General features: G+C 43.4%; 11 protein-coding genes. 2 read left to right on the top strand and 9 right to left on the bottom strand.

Annotation, left to right across the window (positions count from 1 at the left end):
- Nucleotides 1-234 precede the first annotated feature (234 nt).
- From ABD036_RS15295 to ABD036_RS15310, 4 genes are all read right to left on the bottom strand, one after another.
- Complete coding sequence (locus tag ABD036_RS15295) at nucleotides 235-3,312, bottom strand: immunoglobulin-like domain-containing protein (protein ID WP_343861454.1); 3,078 nt, start codon at nucleotides 3,310-3,312, stop codon at nucleotides 235-237.
- 658 nt (nucleotides 3,313-3,970) lie between these two features.
- On the bottom strand, nucleotides 3,971-5,824 hold the full coding sequence (locus tag ABD036_RS15300; RefSeq protein ID WP_343861456.1) for a CocE/NonD family hydrolase: 1,854 nt from the start codon (nucleotides 5,822-5,824) through the stop codon (nucleotides 3,971-3,973).
- Nucleotides 5,825-6,079: 255 nt separating this feature from the next.
- Entirely contained in the window at nucleotides 6,080-6,586 is a 507-nt protein-coding gene (locus ABD036_RS15305; protein WP_343861458.1) for a type IV pilin protein, read from the bottom strand.
- Between the two features lie 439 nt (nucleotides 6,587-7,025).
- Nucleotides 7,026-7,655 (bottom strand): PEP-CTERM sorting domain-containing protein, encoded by a 630-nt coding sequence (locus ABD036_RS15310; protein WP_343861460.1) that lies wholly within the window; start codon nucleotides 7,653-7,655, stop codon nucleotides 7,026-7,028.
- 891 nt (nucleotides 7,656-8,546) lie between these two features.
- On the opposite strand from ABD036_RS15310, the gene ABD036_RS15315 reads away from it, so the two are divergent.
- Nucleotides 8,547-9,134 carry a PEP-CTERM sorting domain-containing protein gene (locus tag ABD036_RS15315; RefSeq protein WP_343861462.1) on the top strand — a complete coding sequence of 196 codons (588 nt, stop codon included), beginning with the start codon at nucleotides 8,547-8,549 and terminating at the stop codon, nucleotides 9,132-9,134.
- Between the two features lie 179 nt (nucleotides 9,135-9,313).
- Here ABD036_RS15315 and ABD036_RS15320 read toward each other — a convergent pair whose 3' ends face one another.
- Nucleotides 9,314-9,841 carry a PepSY domain-containing protein gene (locus tag ABD036_RS15320; RefSeq protein ID WP_343861464.1) on the bottom strand — a complete coding sequence of 176 codons (528 nt, stop codon included), beginning with the start codon at nucleotides 9,839-9,841 and terminating at the stop codon, nucleotides 9,314-9,316.
- A gap of 3 nt (nucleotides 9,842-9,844) precedes the next feature.
- A complete protein-coding gene (locus ABD036_RS15325; protein ID WP_343861466.1) occupies nucleotides 9,845-13,120 on the bottom strand; it encodes a VPS10 domain-containing protein in 3,276 nt (1,091 codons plus the stop codon).
- Between the two features lie 432 nt (nucleotides 13,121-13,552).
- Between ABD036_RS15325 and ABD036_RS15330 the strand changes: the two genes are divergently transcribed.
- Nucleotides 13,553-15,736, top strand: a complete 2,184-nt coding sequence (locus ABD036_RS15330) for a carbohydrate-binding module family 20 domain-containing protein (protein ID WP_343861468.1) — start codon at nucleotides 13,553-13,555, stop codon at nucleotides 15,734-15,736.
- A 781-nt stretch (nucleotides 15,737-16,517) separates the two neighbouring features.
- Here the strand turns inward: ABD036_RS15330 and ABD036_RS15335 are convergent.
- From ABD036_RS15335 to ABD036_RS15345, 3 genes are all read right to left on the bottom strand, one after another.
- On the bottom strand, nucleotides 16,518-17,924 hold the full coding sequence (locus tag ABD036_RS15335; RefSeq protein ID WP_343861469.1) for an endonuclease: 1,407 nt from the start codon (nucleotides 17,922-17,924) through the stop codon (nucleotides 16,518-16,520).
- 868 nt (nucleotides 17,925-18,792) lie between these two features.
- Nucleotides 18,793-19,236: a DUF2721 domain-containing protein gene (locus ABD036_RS15340; protein ID WP_343861470.1), complete on the bottom strand. Its 444-nt coding sequence runs from the start codon at nucleotides 19,234-19,236 to the stop codon at nucleotides 18,793-18,795.
- 232 nt (nucleotides 19,237-19,468) lie between these two features.
- Entirely contained in the window at nucleotides 19,469-20,314 is an 846-nt protein-coding gene (locus ABD036_RS15345; RefSeq protein WP_343861473.1) for a substrate-binding periplasmic protein, read from the bottom strand.
- Nucleotides 20,315-20,418: the final 104 nt, after the last annotated feature.

Below are 20,418 nucleotides of genomic sequence, written 5' to 3' on the forward strand. Positions count from 1 at the left end.
ACTAATACTTAATGAAAGGTATTTTCCTGTTATACAAACAGCGTTTAGAAATTAAGATGAGTGTCTTGGTAATTCACCTACATTCGTTACTACGCCAAGAAGTAATGATGGGTGTCTTGGTAATTTTTATGATGGGTGTCTTGGTAATTCGTTCTTTTGTCCCCAATAGAAAAAAACGCTCCTTGCCGCAAAGGCAAGGAGCGTTTCTAATATCAAAGCAAAACCGTGTTTACTTTATTGAAGGATATCAAATGAATTCCAAATCTCACCATCATCACCGCTCTCGCGTACCATATCCCCATAGTTAGACTGCTCGGTATAAATGACGAAATGGTATTCTGCACCTGATTGTCCCATTGTTCCGTTGACTGAGATCAATGCTAACGATTCTCTAAAGACAAAATCCTCCGGTAATTGCGAATCAATCGTAGAGTCACTATAGATGACTAGCAGCGTATTAACCCCCACATTCTCTATGTACCATTCAAAGGAAATAGGCTCATCACCTGAATCGTCCTGAAACTGGCCGGTGGCAGGATCATCGAAAGTACCAGCTCCCGTATCAGAAAAAGTCGCTGATTCTCCATCACTTGAAAAGGTCTTACCTGCCACATCTGCAAAGGTAAATTGTTGACTTCCACCACAGCTGGCAACTACTTCCTCGAAATCAGCAAAGCTATTGGGATTGATTGGTGCGCCGAACTCTTCACCGTCTCCTTCGTCCCAACCTGATTCATAGTCACAGGCCAAGGATTGGTTTCCAAAATTCACTCGATAATCGGTGGAATGTGATTGACCGGTAACTTCATCTTCTGCATAGATCCTGATCAACAAAGAAAGCTGCTCAGAATTAGGATCGAAATCAGGATTGTCTTCAATCGCACTTTCAAACATCGCAGCATCAAAGGTCACACTGGTGGTATCTGATGAGAATGATTCATCCCATATTTCTATCCGGTTGTTCTGAGCGTCATTAATCGAAATCAGTACTTCGTCGCTAACGGTTCCTTCAACCAATGTCCACTCAACTAATAGATCATCATTTATGTCAAAATTCTCTATTGCAGATTGAGTCTCAATTGTTGCAATAGGATAACGACCTACAATCTCAGGTTCGAATCCGATCTCTGTGGTGTATGTCGCCACTTCCGTTCCAACAGAAACTTCTGGAGCAACGGGGTTAGTCAAATCTAAATCCTGCGTATACAGGTTATACTCAACTACATCGCCAGGCACGAAAAGCGACGGGTCAATTTCTCCAAGTCCCATTCCAAAGGCTCTCCAATCTCCTTGATAACTCCCATTTCCTTCGTTATAAACCTGTAAATCTCCTGCGGAAGAATTTTCGGGATTACCCAAGAACAGTGTATGTTTTACCGTTGTTCCATCACTGCCGTCTATTAATTTTACTGATGCAGAGGCTATCGGTAATCCACCGGTCCCATTATTATCAAAGTTATTGTCATAAATCGAAGTGTTGATCCCACAACCACCTTCAACTCCGTCAGTCCCATCATAGTCGTTGCAATGGTAACCTAACTCAGAAATATCGACGATGCGTTGATCACCTAAGAGCTGCCAACCTAAGTCGTCATTTCTAGCTGCAAACCAAGTGATTGACTCTTTATCGACTTGCTGTTCAAAAATCACATTGAAACTAACAGTTGCCGTACCAAGACTGGAGTCCAGTTCAGCGATTGACACACTTGCAAATGCTAGTCCAACGGTCTGCGGATCGGTCGTAATATTGGTCAAAAACTCGCTACGCCCCGAGTCGTTTTCCAAGAAGTCTTGATTGAATAGATTCTCAATATCATCTGGATTAGGTAATCCTGTAGCAAATGCTTGTGCAAGGCTTTCGAAAAGATTTGCGATAGCCTGTGTATCAGAAACAGCTACGGTAACCGCATCAGGATCAACAGTTAACACTTCAGAGTTGTCATCCGGATCCGAAATGTCATCTGAGATTGTTGAGTTGTCCAATAAATTAGTAATAGTCACAACATTCTCTTCAGCAGAGCCTATCAAAACCAGATCAAGGGCGGCATCTAATCCTGAATGATCAGCATTAAAAGCGGTGCGAAGTAAATCGATAGCCGTTCCCAATCCCAATGCATCAAAGACTTGCTGTAGTTTATTTTGTAAGGCGGATTCTTGAGCTGCTAACTCATCAGCATCTAAGGATGACATCGAGTCAGAGTCAAAAAAGGATGCTGCGAGCTGTTGTGCAGTATTAGCCACAATTAAATCGGTAAATGGTGTGATGTTGACGGTATTGCCTATATCACTTTGTTCAGCATAGGAATGCAACCGATACGTCTTTCCACCTACCGTTCCTTCAGCTCGAATTCGATAAGGAGGAGTCAGACCGGTCACATCAACATTGTAACTTCCGTCAATTTCAATTAACGCTGACGTGCTAACGCCAAGTGAGCCTTTTACTGTGACAGTACCAACAATAGCGGCGCCTGCAGCGGCAACACCTCGAATGGTAGGTGGTTCAACATTCACCGTTCTTTGCGCCGTTGCTTGGTTGCCAGCCACATCGACAGCAGTATATGTAATGGTATACTCCCCTACCGTAGAGGTGTCCACTTCTCCGCTTGAAGTAACATTTACAGTGCCATCGGTGTCATCGACTGCAGTAGCACCCGCGTCAGTATATTCAGTATTTTGTACGACGGTGGCAGGATTGTTACCCGTCACCGTTATTTCTGGTGCGGTTACATCAATTACATTAACGGTTCTCGTTGCCGTTGCCTGATTACCCGCTTCATCAGACGCAGTATAGGTGATTATATATTCACCTAAGGTGGATGAATCAACGGTGCCACTTGTGGTTACAGCAACGTCTCCATCTACCGCATCTTCGGCGGTTGCACCTTGATCTTGATATTCTTCATTTTGACCAACCGAAGTGGGATTGTCTCCGGTGATAGTTATATCTGGCGCTGTTCCGTCTACAACATTCACCGTTCTTATCGCAGTACTTTGGTTTCCTGACGTATCAGTTGCGCTGTAAGTAATGGTGTAACTGCCCACTGTAGATGTGTCGACACTGCCGCTACTAGTAACTGAAACGTTGCCGTCTATATCATCATTAGCAGTTGCCCCAGCATCGGAATAAGTATCAGCATGATCGACCGTTGCGGGGTTGTCCCCTGTCACCGAGATCACAGGTGCCGTGGTATCGTTCACTGGATTATCATTGTCACTACCACAACCAATCACAATCAACAGCAATAGTACGATGAAAGAGTTCAGTAAATAACGGTCAATTCGAATGGAATTTTGAGAATATTGCGCTTTCATAACACACCTTAGCGACAACACAGTTGTTGCGCGATTTGGTTTCAAATACCAATCAGCTAACGAATCAACTGCATCGTAACTAGCAGCAATCTAATAATGCTTTGGTGTCAAAGATTGTGCATTCTGATTGAAAACAGCCCAAGTAAAATAGAGAGTTGAACAAAAAAGATAGTCGAAAACTGAGTGTTTTGAGAACTCTACTGCTAATAAAATTGATTGAAATGTGTGGCTAAGGCAGCAAAGGAACCGCATATTCTTAGTTAAGTCATTTGTAACTATAAGAATTTCGTTTTTTATTGGTGATGACACCTCATTAATATTTCTTAGCTTTATACTTTGTAAGCTTGGATTTATTACTTCAAGTAACCCTAGATGAGTTCATAAGAGTTGAAACGTGATGAACAATTAGGTCAGAGATTGATTCTTACAATCTCTAGGCTGAATCAATGTGATAACGAGAGAAAATGTCGGTTGAATTACTAAGCACCAACCTAATCATTACATTACATTTTATTAACGCCTTGCACGACAACACCTCTGACTAATATCTGTTTCACTTACATTTCAAACTAAAGCTTGCGTAAAGAAATTAAAGTGAACCTTGTGCTAGGAGCTTTTATTAATCTCACTTGTAACTCATTTAGCAAACGGGTACAGCCTATCTAGACGGTTCATTGTGAACCGGCAATCTGATCATTGATTGATGCCCAGCACCGAAATGGATGGTGTTGGTGGCAACCGCGAATTCCGTCGAGGTATATGGGTTTTCAGCGGTATTAAGATTTCGCGAATATGAGGGGAAATTGCTCGAGGACACTTCTACTTGTATTCGGTGCCCTTTTTTGATGATCCGCGACAGCATGATGGGCGGTAACACGATGTTATATATCTCGCCTTTTTGCATAAAGACTTCACGCTCTACTCCTTCTCGATAGCGCATTCGCATGATAGTGTTGCCGATGTTAAATGCCCGTCCATCGGGGTACAGGTCGTTTATTTTGACAGTGAAATCAGTGTCGGGCTGATTGGAGGAAACGGATAATAACACCTCGGTCATGCCAAATAGCGTTAAGTCGCTATGTACAGCATCAGAGGTAAACACCAACACATCATCGCGCTCTTGAATGGGGGCTTGGTCGAAGCTACCATCGTTGTGATCATCGCCTTCACCATATATTTCGCCGCCGAGGCTAGGCACCGGATCCGCAGGATCATAATCATAGCTCAGGCTATGTGTACCTTTAAGCGACGCTTGGGTTAATTGCCCATTAGCACTTAATTGCCACTGCTGATCCCCCTTCATTGGAAGTGTATTTGTATGTAGCCATTGCCCATCCCCCAAGAAAGCCGTGTAGGCATCACCTAATGGAGTTTGATGAGTGCTGGGTTTCATCCAACGATTAAACCAATCTATTGTTTGCTTAACATAGTCATAACGCATGTCGCCCAGCGCTAAATCGCCGATCTTGGCTTGCTCATTTTCAACCGTTCCTCGACCAAATGAACAATGCCCACCTTGGGTCAAGCGCAGCTGTTGGTTATTTCTTCCCTGCTTTTGGTTAGCTTGTCGATTCCACTCGAAGTAGGCAAGTGACGAGCGCGATGAGATGTCGTAAAGGCTTTCAAAATACAAACCAGGGACAGTGATCATATCACCTTCACTGACACGAAGTTCTGACCAGCTTTCGTGGGCCGGTCCTCGCATTAAATATTGTTCAAGCTCATTTCTAGGCGCGTTTAACTGGTTCATGATGTCTACCATGGGCAAGTGCATTCGGGTCTTATTAAAAGTCGAACTTGGGACTTTCCAACCCGCATTACTCAAATCAAAAAAGCCTATTGTGCGTTGCCGCTCTTCATTACTCAATCCGCGGGGTAATTGCGGCCAATCTTGATGCATTGATGCATAAAAGTAATTCATCCACCCTTGTTGCCAAACACCACCGCGCCAGAAGTTGCCCTGCTCTTGAAATGGACCCGCTTCGGCCACGCCAACTCCTACAGAGCCTGCCACCATTGCTTTGTGGGCGGGATGACTAGCCGTGGCAAGCTTGAGTTGATTTTCACCCGAAGATGAACAGCCAAAGGTGCCAACATCACCATTTGACCAAGGTTGAGACACTATCCAGTCAAGGGTATCCCAACCATCCTCTAAGGCTCCACCAAGCATACGAAACTCGCCTTCACTAAAATAGCGCCCGCGTTCATGCTGCATAATGATAGCGTAGCCTTGATGCAAAAGTTCCTGATACAGGGCACTGCTCCAGCTGAATTCTGTCTTGTAAGGTGTGCGGATAAGAATGCTAGGAACGCCAAGTTTCGACTTTTCAGGCGGGAGTATCACCAGCGTATTTAATCGCACACCATCGCGCATCACGACTTGTATGTTCTCTTTAATCTCAACACCTGCTAGTGGTTCTGGTTTTGATGGCGTCGACGTTGGATTTGAAGCTGGAGTGCAGGAAATTACGACCATTAACACACAACAATAGATTGCAAAACGTTTAATCATTGAAAAATCCCAGCTGTCCTAATGTGTGCTAAATGTTGATCCCCAATTATGAGCGAATCACGAGCATATTTTCACTATCAGATTAGGGTAATTTGTATGGGATATCCAGCCGTTCGGTAAATTGTGCAGCGCATTTTCAGGCTAAAATGTGGTGGTGGCGATATTGTGCTCATCAAGATTTGATGAACGCGTTATTGGATCAGAACAACTTGACTCAAAAGGAACCGCGCAGGAAAAGCGTGTCATTGAGTGATTTTACTCATCTATCACAAAGGTATAGCGACCATTATTCGTTCTACGGAATTTCCCGCTAGATAAATCACCGTCATCCAGAATGACGTCGAGTTGGATGATGTCCTCTTCGGGAGCCGTGGCGCCATCGATGGCGATAGCCGCATAGGGGTAGTTATCGGGGCCTTCCCAATTCCAGTTACCGCCTAACAAGGTTGGCGCCGACCAAAGCGCTTCATTGATTTGTAATCCAGTTGCATCAGGTGGCAATACAAGATGACTATCGTTTGGGTATCTACCGTTTACTTCTTTCCACATCGTAAAGCTACGTGAAAACTGTCCAATTTGAGCGGCAGTCTCAGTTAACTGAGAGCGAATGACAAAAGAACGATAAGATGCCATAGCGAATATTGCTAAAATGCCAATGATGGCAATGACAATCATCAATTCAATAAGCGTAAATCCCTGCGCGCGCTGCCCGACAAACGTCAAGGTTCTTAAATGTCGACTTTGATTTGAATTTACGTTCATACATTCACCGATTCTGCCACGTCTATAGAATAGATAGATTATCGTCTCATTCACTTTTCGCCAGCAATGCCCGATATCCCAGATACAAAGTAAAGTCTCGAGGGCTTGATTCTACTCTACCTAAAATCAGTCTGACTCTATCACAGTGGAAAACGACTAAAACTATCAACGGCCATACTCTGGTATATCTCAAATGACACGTGGCTTGTGTGCTTATGCCGTGGAAGTTCCTGAAAATTCGTGGGGATGTGAAGATACAAATTAAGGTGGGTGTCCACGTAAAATTCCAAATGACACAAAGCTCTGCGCGCTTATGTGATGAAAGTTCTTGGTGATATGAAGGTACAAATAAGGGTGGGTGTCCTTGTTATGTTTTGCTAGATACAAAAAAGCACCAAACATAACGAATGGTGCTTTTATAAAAATAACTAAAAAGTGATTAAGACTTTTTAAATCTGCGTGTTGCTAGCCCCATTAAGCTTAATGCAAAAATAGCTAGTGTTGATGGTTCTGGGACAGCAACGTTCATACGCATATTGGGATGGAGGGAATTACTGAAACTACTTGCTGCGAAGCCTTCAAATCCATCAATAAGGGTAATAGATGGTTGGTTTATGGCAAGCGGCAATCCATTGTCTTGATAATACGGAAGGCTAGCAATACCATTACTTAGGTGAGACAAATCAGCCATTCTAAAGCCTATTGCGTAATAAGTACTTTCCATAAAGTCGAAATCTAAATCCATGTCGTTCCACCCTAATGAAGAGTTCCCAAAGTTTTTAGTCGCTGACGCTAAAACATTTGTAACTTGATGACCGTCAATGCTCCCCCAAATCACAACTTCAAACAAACTGTCTAATACTTCCGCTTGAAACCCAATTGAATCAACTGAAAAATCTTCATTTGCCAAAAAAGATATCCCTCTGCCATCTCCTGCACTGCCGCCAGAGATTGAACAACAAAAATTTCCACTGTTTAATTCTACTACCCCTGCATTTGCAACATTAAACAAACAGCTGGCTGACAAAACAATTCCTGCAATAGTAGTTTTCAAAAATTTATTCTTCATTTGATATTCCTCTTAATCTCTTCTCAACGCATTTGGAAGATAACTACAAAAAGTGATACTGCATCACACAATCAGACGAAAGCAAAATGTAGGCCAACACGAAAATACACATTAAAAACATATGGATAACACTTTATATTGGGGGGCGACATGTGGTTGTGTAAATTAACCTGACATCTAGATTCAACTAAAAGATACTTTCTGGCGTGTTCAATGTAGGTAATTAGCACCGCTTCCCATCGTTTGTACGTGCGATTTTAGTAAGTTTTGATGATGACGACTGGGTGCGGATAAAAAGTCTACAACCTTGGTAATGCGCAACCGTCGACTGGTCTTTTACACACACTCGCAACTTTTGAAACTTTTGCCTCTAATGCTTGGTATCAAATGGGCAGCATAAAAAGTTTAGACTTAACTCGCGTCAACAATGCACAGAAATAGCAATAAGGGTGGGTGTCCTTTTTATTCTTATAAGGGTGGGTGTCCTTTTTATTTCGTCTGACTTTATCCCAGTAGACAACGACTAAAACTATCAACGGCCATACTCTGGTATATCCCAACTGACACGTGGCTTGTGTACTTATGTCGTGAAAGTTCCTGAAAATTCGTGGGGATGTGAAGATACAAATTAAGGTGGGTGTCCACATAAAGTGAGTGCTGGTTTCATTACGGACTAAAGATGGGTGTCTTTGTAATTGTTGGTCATTGTCATGCTTTTTTCTCTAGCGCTTGTGAGTTGGTGGAAATTTGTTCAAAGGCGTGGGTGCAGTGTCATTAAACTTTACAACCTCAAATTCTAATTTTTTAACCATTTGATTTATAAAGATATTATTTCTGGCGTATTTTTTGCTTTTGCAAACGTGTATTTTTAAATTAACCAGGAATATCACGATGTTAAAATCGTTATCAACTATAATTTTAGTAGTCGCTTCATTTACTGCCCAGGCCGCCATTGTCACCTTTGACGATAGAACAGATTTTCACAACGCTGCAGGCACGAATTTGGTCTTTGAAGGGTTTAATAATGCCTATGATACAGACATTACTGTTATCCCCGCAGGTGGATTTAGCGATTTTTGGATGTATAACAACCCTTTAACCGAGGGAAGTCATGCGCTTGGTCTTATTGAAAGATCAGCAAATACTTTCGCATTTTCAGCGCCAGTTTTTGCGTTTGGATTTGATTATATCGAAATCAATAGAGGTGCATTAGATTACAGTGATTCTGACGGTAACTCGATTATTGGTGCGCTACCTGTGACCGATTTTGTAAACGGCTCTTCTGAAGGCGGATTTTTTGGGGTGTTAAGTGATACCGCAATTTCTAGTTTTACCATCGGAACTGGCTCAGATGGCAGTGGTAGTGTATTTTTCATTGACTCTTTGGAATTTACAGCAACGGTTCCAGAGCCTGGTTCACTTGCCTTATTTGCAATTGTTTTGGCCTGTTTTGGACTTAGAAAGCGCAGCACGCTATAACAATAGTGATAAATAAACTAACGCCCAGCAATCGCTGGGCGTTTTGCTGTAAGCTCCCACCTCACCTAACGTCTATTAAATTACCAATTCTCGGATACTTGGTGAATCTGCATATTCACGTTAATTTTCTGCTTACCTAAGTTTTTCAAAGGTGCATAACTTGAATCTGATTTTTTCAATTAAACGGTGTTGCTTCTTTTGCGGTTCTTGATTTTTTTGTACTCGGTTAGTCCAAACAGATAAATACCCGTTACCCACAGAATAAAAAGCCCGATCCCTGCTGGTAAAAATATGCCTAATTTGATCCAGTCCGCAAAATAGCTACCATCGTGGATTGCCTCGATCACATCACTGCGCCTTTGAGCTACCTGCAACACTTCCGCAGTGTGGGTATCCACCTGTACTTCCCAATTAGTGGCTGAGACGAACTTTATTATTCCCTTGCCCGGTTTTAAATCGGCGCGTTCGAGTTCCTCCCAGCTAGTAAAACCTGCTGTTTCAACCGTCAGTGCAGCATCAAACAACGTCTGCATTGAGGCCATAGGCACACTGTTTCGTTCTATTCCTTTTTGACTAGATGGTTGTATCCATTCAACTTCTTTTTTAAGCATTAATAACACACCCGCCCCGATCATGATGATCAGGGGGAGTGCTATTATAAACGACCCCCAATGGTGGATCTTTCTAAACAAAGTGTGTGTCTTCACGGATTAATCTATCTCAACCGGTTCGCCAGAGGTTTCTTTCATCAAACCGATTGGCATCCAAGGCGCGCCTGCTTCTAGTAAAGACTGTTTGAATGCCGGAAATTCAGTTTCAATCAAATGATTCAATTGAGGCTGCAATACGTTAAGCGCATCTTGCACAATTACCATTTGCTGCTTCTGAGTAGAAGTTAGGCCCCATGTATTTGCCCGCGCAAACTCGATCATAAACAAACGACTAGCAATTGAGGCTGGCGGCGTACCCATACCACTTCTTGATTCTTGACCGTAGAGCGTTTCTTGCGCAGCAAAAACGGCTTGGCGAAGGTTCTCATAGCGTGTTTCCATTTCGCTGGTTACCGCGGTTGATCGATCCAATGCTTTTCGGAACGATTTCAACTGAGCGCTTAAGTCTTCTAACTGTATATTGGCCATAGACACTTGGCGTCTGAGATCTTCTACCTGAAGTAATAACGCAGAGCGTTGCTGCGGAGATACACCACCGGGCACGGTTTCTTGATGCAGCGGTTTAACCTTAAAATTAACGGACTCGGTCAGCTCACGCGTTTTACCATTAACAGTAGAGTAAAGGGTTGCGGTATAGCTACCCGGTGCAGCCAAAGGGCCAACATCGCCGAAAAAGCCAGGGGATGAACCCAGTGCATTGGCTGATGGTAAGCGTAAATCCCAGTTGACACGGTGGAGCCCTTTTTCGGTTTTAGCATTCACTTTACGTACGATATCTCCCTGCGTATTTTTAATGATCAGATACACGCTAGGTTCCGCTTCTCTTAGTTCATTCTCGACAGTATCCCATGCGGGATAAAGCGGGTATTTGTCTTTTTCTAAGGCGTTTTTTTCCTTTTCTTCTCGTTGTTCTTTAAGAGATTTAACTCCATCGCGAAGATAATAAGTAAAGGTGGCACCAAAGTCGGGGTTTTGGGCGCGGTATTCAAAATCACCATGTGATTCTGTATGCAAGCTCTCAGGAATGTACCAAAGCGCATCACGAGAGGTGAACAAAAGCGCTTCTTTCTTTAAGCTTTCCTTGCTGATAGTACGTAGCGGTGAGTAGTCATCCAGAATATAAATGCCTCGGCCAAAGCTGCCTGCGACGAGATCATTTTCACGACGCTGAATTTTCACATCACGGAATGAGATCGTCGGTACTCCGCCGGTTAGCTCAGTCCACTGTTTGCCGCCATCTACGGTAAAAAACAAGCCAAATTCAGTACCAATAAAAAGCAGATCTTTATTCACATGATCTTGCACAATTCGCCATACAAGATGTTTATCAGGCAAATTAGAGGCAATCGATTTCCATGATTTACCGCGATTGGTACTCTTGATTAAATAGGGTTTGTAGTCACCATATTTATGATTATCAAGGGCGGCATATACAGTATCTTTATCGAATAAATCCGCACGAATGTCGTTGACATATGCGGTGGCAGGAATGCCCTTAATATCGTCAATTTCATATTTCTGCCAATCTTTACCGCCATTCGAGGTGACTTGGATCAGCCCGTCATCCGTACCTGCATATAAAATATTTTCATCCAACGGCGACTCTGCGATATTAGCAATGGTATTAAAATTCGACATCGCCAAGAGATCATATCCAGAGTTAACTGACCAAGTGCGATCCATTACTGGCATGTGCATTCTATTTTGGTTTTTCGTTAAATCACCGGAAATGGTCTGCCAACTATTACCTCGATCATCCGAGCGCCATACTCGATGAGATGCATGATAAATACGCTTTGGATCGTGACTCGACACTAAAATAGGGGCATCCCAATTATAGCGCTCTCCCGGCTCTCCCGGCTGCGCTTGCGGTTGAATAGAAACATACTCACCGGTTTTACGATGATATCGAGCTAGGTTTCCTTGTTGTCGTTGACCGTAAACAATATCAGGGTTGCCGGGTTCAGTAGCAGGTTGATGGCCATCCCAATCTAGGATCAAAAACCAATCATTGTTTTTAATGCCATGCTTTTTGGTGGTGCGGGAGGGCCCACCTTGCGAAGAGTTATCTTGAGTGCCGCCATACACATAGTAGAAAGGTTTAGTGTCATCCACCGCTATCTTGTAGAACTGAGTGATTGGCATATTGGATATGAAACGCCATTTGTCCATACCATCGCGGGTCTCGTAGATACCACCATCACTGCCCACCAGCAGAAAATCTTGGTCGGTTGGGTGGAAGGCCATGGCGTGATCGTCAACATGTTTGTATTTCACATTCATTGGCGTCCAAGTTTTTCCGCCATCATCACTGTATTTGGTATAGTTGCTAGCGATATAAATACGGTCAAATCGGTGCGGATCGGCAAATATCTCTTGATAATAGTGAGGCCCAGTTCCGCCCCCTACTTCATCGGACATTTTTGTCCAACTGGCGCCTTGATTGGCAGAGCGGAATAATCCACCTTTGCGTTGATTAAGCTCAATGGCGGCGTAAACCACATCGGGATTAATTGCTGAAATTGCCAAGCCAATTTTACCCATATCAGTTTCAGGTAACCCTTGAGTGAGTTTTCGCCACGTTTTACCGCCGTCGTCGGTCGTATGAATAGCTGAACCTGGGCCCGTGCCCACATAAGCAGGCAGTGTGCGTTGTCGTTGCCATGTAGCGGCATAAAGTTTATCGGGATTACGAGAGTCAATGACTAAAGAGGTCACTCCTGTCCATTCATCGGTCTTTAAGACGTTTTCCCACGTCTCGCCACCGTCTGTGGTTTTAAATAACCCGCGCTGACCGCCTTTAGACCACAAAGGCCCTTGGGAAGATACCCACACGGTATTAGAGTCTGTTGGATGAACAATAATGTCGGAAATATGCTCGGACTGCGCCAATCCCATGTTTTTCCATGTTTCACCACCATCAAGAGAACGATACACACCGTCTCCGAAACTCAGGTGACGTCCACCATTATTTTCCCCAGTCCCCACCCAAATAATATTGGAGTTGCTGGGATCAATGGTCACATCCCCGGTCGAATAGACCGCTTGTGAGTCAAAAATAGGCTTCCAAGTAATACCACTGTTGTCTGTTTTCCATACTCCACCAGAGCCTACTGCCACATACCAGGTAGAAGGGTCTTTCGAGTCCACCTCAATATCAGCAATTCGACCGGACATATAAGCTGGACCAATATTTCGCAGCTTCATTCCAGAGAACAACTTATCTGTCATGATATCGGTTTTGTCTTTTTTAGCTGCCTGTGAAGAGGGGGATGCTAAGACAATTAGAAAGAGGATGGCGGGAATCAGCTTCATGCATTTCTCCTGTAACTTCCGTTTAATCACATTAAAGGTCATTACGTTATTATTTTTTAGTTTAAGGTTCTGGGGATTAAGAATAGAGTTTATAGCATTTTTCTCAGGGCACTTCATGTTACATATAATTAATAATACCGAGCCATTACCCTGTCCTCGCTACTCGCTGAATCGACAGCGAGTAAACATTACCGTCAACGACTACTTTAAACTTGCAGCGTGCTTGAGCGCAGACCAATAGATTTAAAGGGGATGGTCAGCGAGAGACCATTTTTAATAATCAAACCCACTTAACATATACGACCAGATGCATACGTATTCAGCAGTTTTGCAGGCAGCGCATTTCATTTTAGCTGTTAATATTTTGTTAAATTTTTAGGGATATTCATTATTAAACGGAAGTGTTAACTGTTCACAAACACAGGAATACTCATGCACTGTCTTACTTCAATATCTTTGCCTAAAACGCCAAGGTTAGCGTTTTTGGATGGCTTACGGTTACTGCTGATAACCCTACTACTCACTTGCTCATTTTCGGCGTTGGCCGATGCCTGGCTTGATGGCGACCCTAATGCCATTTGGCAACGGGCTCCTGGCGTGTATAAAGAAGGCAATACTTGGTATGCCATAGTGCATACTCAAGCCACTGATACTAATGTAAAACTCTATGGCGATTTTACTAATGGACAATCTGGCGCGGTGTCGATGACTCGCACACCCGATGGCAAGTTCTGGTGGTTTAAAGGCACCGACAGCAGTTTTGCTCGTGCACCTGCCCATGGCGACGGTTATCGATTTTTGCTCACCCGCGGTGGCCAACAACAAAGCTTTCAAGATCCTGCCGCTCGCTGGGTAACCCATTCCAATTTAACCTCAGGCATGTCAAAAATCTATCTCAGCGATGCCTATCAATGGAGCTCGTCTAATTGGCAAAGACCGGATCAAAATGAGCTCAATATTTATCAGCTGCATCCCCTGCGCTTTACTGATCGAAATGGCGGCTCACCTTTAGCGGAAGTGCTTGAAGAACTGAATGATAATGGCAGCAATGATTACTTGAGCGATTTAGGTGCAACCGCAATTCAATTGCTACCCGTTAATGAATTTGCCGGTGAATTAAGCTGGGGCTACAACCCGTCATTTTTCTATGCGGTTGAATCCTCGTATGGTGGTCCAGATGCCCTTAAGGCTGTGGTGGATGAAGCGCACAAGCAAGGCATGGCCGTGATCCTAGATTTGGAGTTTAACCATTTGGGAATAGGCGACAATATTCTGTACACCATGAACAACGCAACTTATGCCGATGGCGACACCGTTTGGGGCCCCTTGTATAACTTTAACAATGACGTGGCCAAGCACTTTTTAATTCAAAACGTGCTTTATCTTGCGCGCGAATATCGTATTGACGGATTTCGATTCGACCACACCAACACCATTCATAACAATAATAGCGGCTACATTACCCAAGCAGGCGATGGCGGTGGCTGGGACTTTTTGCGCGAATTGTATGGCAACATTAAAACCGAAGATCCCAATATTTGGTTTACTGCCGAAGAATTACCCGATTGGTGGGGGTTAACCGCGGATAACACTGGCTCAACCGTCGCTGGAAGTTCACACGCTCCGATGGACAGTCAATGGACGGATACGTTTCACGATAACTTTAAGTCGGTACTTACCGGTGGCCACTTAGATAACCTTTGGCCGGTATTTGGGCACTTTGGTGATGGCTGGCAAGACGCCACTGTCTACAGCGAATCACACGATGAAGTAGGTAATACCGATGATCGTATCGCCAAACGCGGTCGCGATGGTAAAGGTTGGGAGATGAATCAGCTGTCGCTTACTGGCACCGTGCTGGCCCGTGGTACCCCCATGATATTCATGGGTCAAGAAGGCGGCGAAAGCACGCAGTTTCATATCGATTGGTGGGATGACCGCCTTCCATTAAATGACTATGAAAACGATGCAGGCCGCCAGAAAGTACTCGCTTGGTATAAGAAAATGAATGAAATTCGAGGCGCTGATCTGCAAAGCTTTGCCAGCGCAGACAGCTTAGTCACTCACATTCATAATAATAATGGGGTTGCCGCGTTCAGCCGTGACGGTGGTAAATACGTGGTGGTAATGAATTTCGGCCCCACTACGTGGTACAACTATGATGTCGGCATTAGCGGCACTTATTTAGAGGTGGCAAATACTAGCTGGAGTCAATACAACCTAGGCGGCGTGCCCGTGGCTAGCCGCGGTGAAGGCGTCGCCAATGCCATCAGCAATGTGCATATTCCGGCCTATGGTGCGGTGGTGTTAGCCCGAGCATCAACCAGTGCGGCGGTGAATTTCACCTGTAATAACGGCACCACCAGCTGGGGACAAAACGTGTATGTGGTTGGCAATATCCCGCAGCTTGGAAGTTGGGATACCAACAGTGCTGTGCAACTTTCTGCCACTTCTTATCCAACGTGGACAGGCACAGTTAATAATCTACCAGCTAACACCAGCATTGAGTGGAAATGTATTAAGCGCGACGTCGGCGCTGTCGTATGGCAAGGTGGCGCAAACAATAGTGTGACTACGCCGTCAAGCGGAGCAGTTAACTCAACAGGCAGCTTTTAAGTTCAATATTCGACTCGTCCATTTTTCGGGCGAGTCGATTTCATTTGGCATCAAATAAATGATGCCTTTTTGAACCTTCCTAAAACCATACTCAGTTTAAAATCAAGATAGAAATCTGAGTTTGCTGCTTCCATTTATTGTGGGTGTCTTGTTAATTCGCTTTTATTTATTGTGGGTGTCTCAATAATTATTCTTTCCCCAACCTAAAACCGCATCCCGTTTAAAATCAAGATAGAAATCTGAATTTGCTGCTTCTATTTATTCTGGCTGTCTTGTTAATTCGCTTTTATTTAATGTGGGTGTCTCAATAATCTGTTTCTATTTATTGTGGGTGTCTCGATAATTATTCTTTCCCCAACCTAAAACCGCATCCCGTTTAAAAAAAGGATAGAAATCTGAGCTTGCTGCTTCTATTTATTCTGGCTGTCTTGTTAATTCGCTTTTATTTAATGTGGGTGTCTCAATAATCTGTTTCTATTTATTGTGGGTGTCTCGATAATTATTCTTTCCCCAACCTAAAACCGCATCCCGTTTAAAATCAGGATAGAAATCTGAGTTTGCTGCTTCTATTTATTCTGGGTGTCTTGTTAATTAATGATGGGTGTCTCAATAATCTAGTGAGCCTGTTTAATATCGATATATTCGAGTTGACGATGTATTAAGTGCGGTAATAAAGCGTTTAGACATAGATTTATTTTTGTTTTCAATGTGCTGCAGGCAATTGAAAATGCCGCCTGTTTTGAAGTGGGCGGCATTTTTGTTTTAAACGGCTCATACGAAATTAAAATGATTGGCCGTTATTCAAACTCCCCGGAGTGTCATTTGCTGCAGATTGCCAAGTAAAGCTCGCATAGCTTTGTCCACTACCTGATAGTTGAAGCGAGTGACCAACCGAGGTAGAGCTGTTTTCTGACACGCCAATATTGGTGGAAGTCATGCCACTAGCTGCACCATCAGAAGCGGTGAACGTACCTTCATAACTTAAAAATTGCACAACATTATTGCTGTCATCAATTAATGCAATCCCATCTGGCGCACCATTTTGCAGGCCACTTATGCTAAACGACTTAGTACCAAATCCGTTTTGTTGGTTACTGATAGTGCCGCTCAAATTAGTGGTTTTATACACTGAGCCACCATTGCCGTTATAGGCAAGAATCTTCCAACCGGAAAGATTGGTATTGGCGGTTCCGGCTACCTCGACAAATTCGCCTTGGTCGGAACCACTGTTATCGTAATGCAGTTCATTGATCCACACCTCTGGAGATGAACCACCACCACCTCCACTACCACCGCCTAATCCAGAGCAGTCTTGTTCGAAAACACAAGCCACGTACTCTGGATGATCAATGAACGGATTACGATTACCTTGATGCGCGTAAACAGCATCATTATGTCGACGTTCAAAATCATCCACTGGATCATCTTTGTGCCATTGAATCAGGGTTGAGCGCAATCCCATATAGGCCACACTTAAATTTGAACCGGTATTGGAGTTGGCAATCAATGAGCGATTATCGGTTAAGATCAGATCTGGCTCAGTTTTATTGGTAATCGAATGGGTTCCGCCTTCATAGCGCACCGCTAAATACATTAATGCTCTGGCCGAGTCTCCTTTTCTATCATCCCACGTTTCCCAACTGCCCGTGGCACCAGAACCTGTAGTGGTATTAGAGTCACCGGCTCCCCCACCTCTACCATGATTGGCTAGAGTTGTTTTTGTGCTACAGCCAGAGTTGCAATCGGCAAAGGGTTTATTGCTTCTACTGGAATTGTAACTGCTATCAGATAAAAACAAATGGTGAGCGTCTGTGTAGGGATAGTTGCTACTACCATCTTTTGGAAAGCCATAAGATTTGGGCCAAGAATGTTCTCTATTATAATAACTGTTGCCGCCGCCAGCTTTGCTATAAGTAGCGTTTTTGTATATATCGATGATTTTCGAAGAGTTATCGGGGTCTTCATCTGCCTGCTCTAGTATATCCCAGGTATCTGTTGCGCTTGAGGTATAAGGGAAGCGTTGATGGTCGTCGATAATTTCGTGTAGGGAGTCGTGTAGTGTCTGATAGTTGGTAGTGTTTACCGAGTCATAGTAGCCAGACGGAATGGCTGCACTAACGGGGTTAATAAATAACAAAGCGGATACAACGACGCCGGCAATGCTGCTGTTACTTTTGAATTGTCTCATTACTGTTACCTTTTATAAAAATGGTACGAACAATGACGGTTTAACTGCTTTTCCGAAATTGAATAGTGTATTGACCGCTTGGTATGAGACGTTGCAATTCCGAGCGTTGCTTTCTCACCCCGTTGATTCCATCAGGTCCTATTGTCATTCCTGTTTTTGGCGTTTTTTAACTGAATAAAAATCAACCAAACAAGTACAGTGGAACAGAGACTTACGAGAATTTTAATAGGGAGATACCCCTAGAAGTACAGGTAAATTTAATGCAGGGGTGATTGAGTTCAGTAATAAAAAGTAGAGAGATTCGACAATGGTTATAGTGATTAAACGAGGGCTAGTATTAAGGTAATGAAATCTGCGAAAGCAAACACGAGGGTAATAGGGTAAATTCAAAACGAATATCTAGTGGAGTAAATTACTCCCTTTGGCGCTACCAGCTAGCTTCAGCCCCTGATTCCACGACCCGACCGGACATTATAACGGTAGTCACGACATGAACATCGTTGAGGGTCAATGAATAATAGTGTGAAAGCGCTTTGGCCAGACCGAATTGAAGCAAGGAAACTTCGCGATCTGACCACACAGATGGGAGTGATAAATTTGCCATTACTTTGTATTTATTGCCATGCTGCTCGGTGCTAGTAACAATATTAATTGTCATATGCTCTGACGGTATTCCCGACTCTTTTGCCCAGAGCTCCACCAAGTTCGCGGACCCCTTTGAACACTCGTTGGTAATCACACAGTTTGCAATTGGCATGATCTATCACTTGGTTTTATGGTTTTTAACACTACCTAGAAATGCAGAGGCAACTATAACTTACTTATCTTTAAGCTATAACGGCAATTAGTCACCTTTATTAGGTTCTATTTATAGTTTATCAGGGCCGATTCTCAGAGTTGCGGTCGCAACACTGACCTCTAAGAAAAACGCGATCAACCCCCCTGTAGTGAGCAGTAATCCCAAGATAAAGGTGGTGATGATCGCGATGTTTAAGTTCGGCATGATCAAACCATTTACCAGCAACAAAATGACATCGATACAGACGGTCACTGCTGCGCCAATCAAAAAAGTCACAGCCCAATTGGCAAAACGCATTCTTCGACGTAACGACTTTATCTCAAGCGTAGCTTTAGCACTTGCCTGATAAACTTCGGAACACTCCCCTTCTTCAAAGGAACGAGCACGGTCGATGACTCTAGCAAGTCGCCCAGTGGCAACATTAACCATTTGCCCTATACCAACAATTAAAAAAACAGGGGCCAAAGCCAATTGAATTAACTCTACCGCGGACTCACCAATCAATACTTCCATTACATTCTCATTTGCAGGTTGGGTTTAAGTGCAGAAAATAAAGCCTACCAGTGAGCATTTCAAGTGCAACCCGCAAACAAAAAGTAATATTTATTCACTATTTCAGAGACACGTTAAGTGTCGCGACGAATGAACACTCAAGCGTCAACCATTTATCCAATCCGAAGCGAAGGCACTATCGGGTGCATATTACACGCAAATTGAACACTGAATGTTCATCACATGCCAAGGGTTATTGGCTATATTTGGCCATAATCTGATCATAGGCACCGCTTGCTTTGAAGTCTTCTAGACGTTCGTTAAAGCGGTCGACAATATAGGGATCGACACTTTCTTTACTAAACATCACATAAATATCACCGGTATTCACGGTAAAACTGTGAGGTACTATGTAATTGTTCAATGCTTTGCGACGCAAGATTGAAGCTCCAACAAAGCTATCCTCCAAGAAACCATCAATATCCAAATCAAGTAAACGAGCGATATTTAGTTCGCCCATAATACCTGTTACAAAATTCCCTTTAGTCGTTTCTCCATCGAGCAGCGCAGATATGCGTGGCCCGTAATAATAGTCGCCAACCACACCGATTTTGCTGCCATTCTCAATAAAATCGCTGATATCTTGGTAATTTACTCGGGGTGTATCATCTTTGCGGATATACAAGGTAAATTCTTCCATACGATAGGGATCACTAAACATCGCATACTCTTCTCTGGCTTCGGTCTTAGACGCTCCCAAGAGCAGATCGACGTTGCCTTGTTTTAGATCTTCCAACAATGACACCCATGTTCCTCGAACATAAGTAACTGAGCAATCCATGTCTAATAGGATGTTACGAATTACTTCAATGTCTAACCCCCTCACTTTGCCGTCAACATCGACATATTGATAGGGGTCCCACACATCAAATCCGAGACTGACAGCGCATTCAGGCTGGTTTTTATCTATCTCCATGGCGCTAGCTAGATCACTATCAGATAGTGCTTTAGAGGTGGAACTAGAAGAACCTTGTTCTGGGCTACAAGCAAACAAGGTAAAAGACGCGACTACGGCTAACATTAACTCAGTTGTTTTCATAATACTGTGTCCTTAATTATGATTTACTAAGTGTAAGACACAATTTCAATTTTGCTATTCCGATACCAACCTTAACTCAAAAAAACGGTATCTTATTATTAATA

Source organism: Aliiglaciecola litoralis (genome assembly GCF_039523355.1).
GTDB classification, from domain to species: Bacteria; Pseudomonadota; Gammaproteobacteria; order Enterobacterales; family Alteromonadaceae; genus Aliiglaciecola; species Aliiglaciecola litoralis.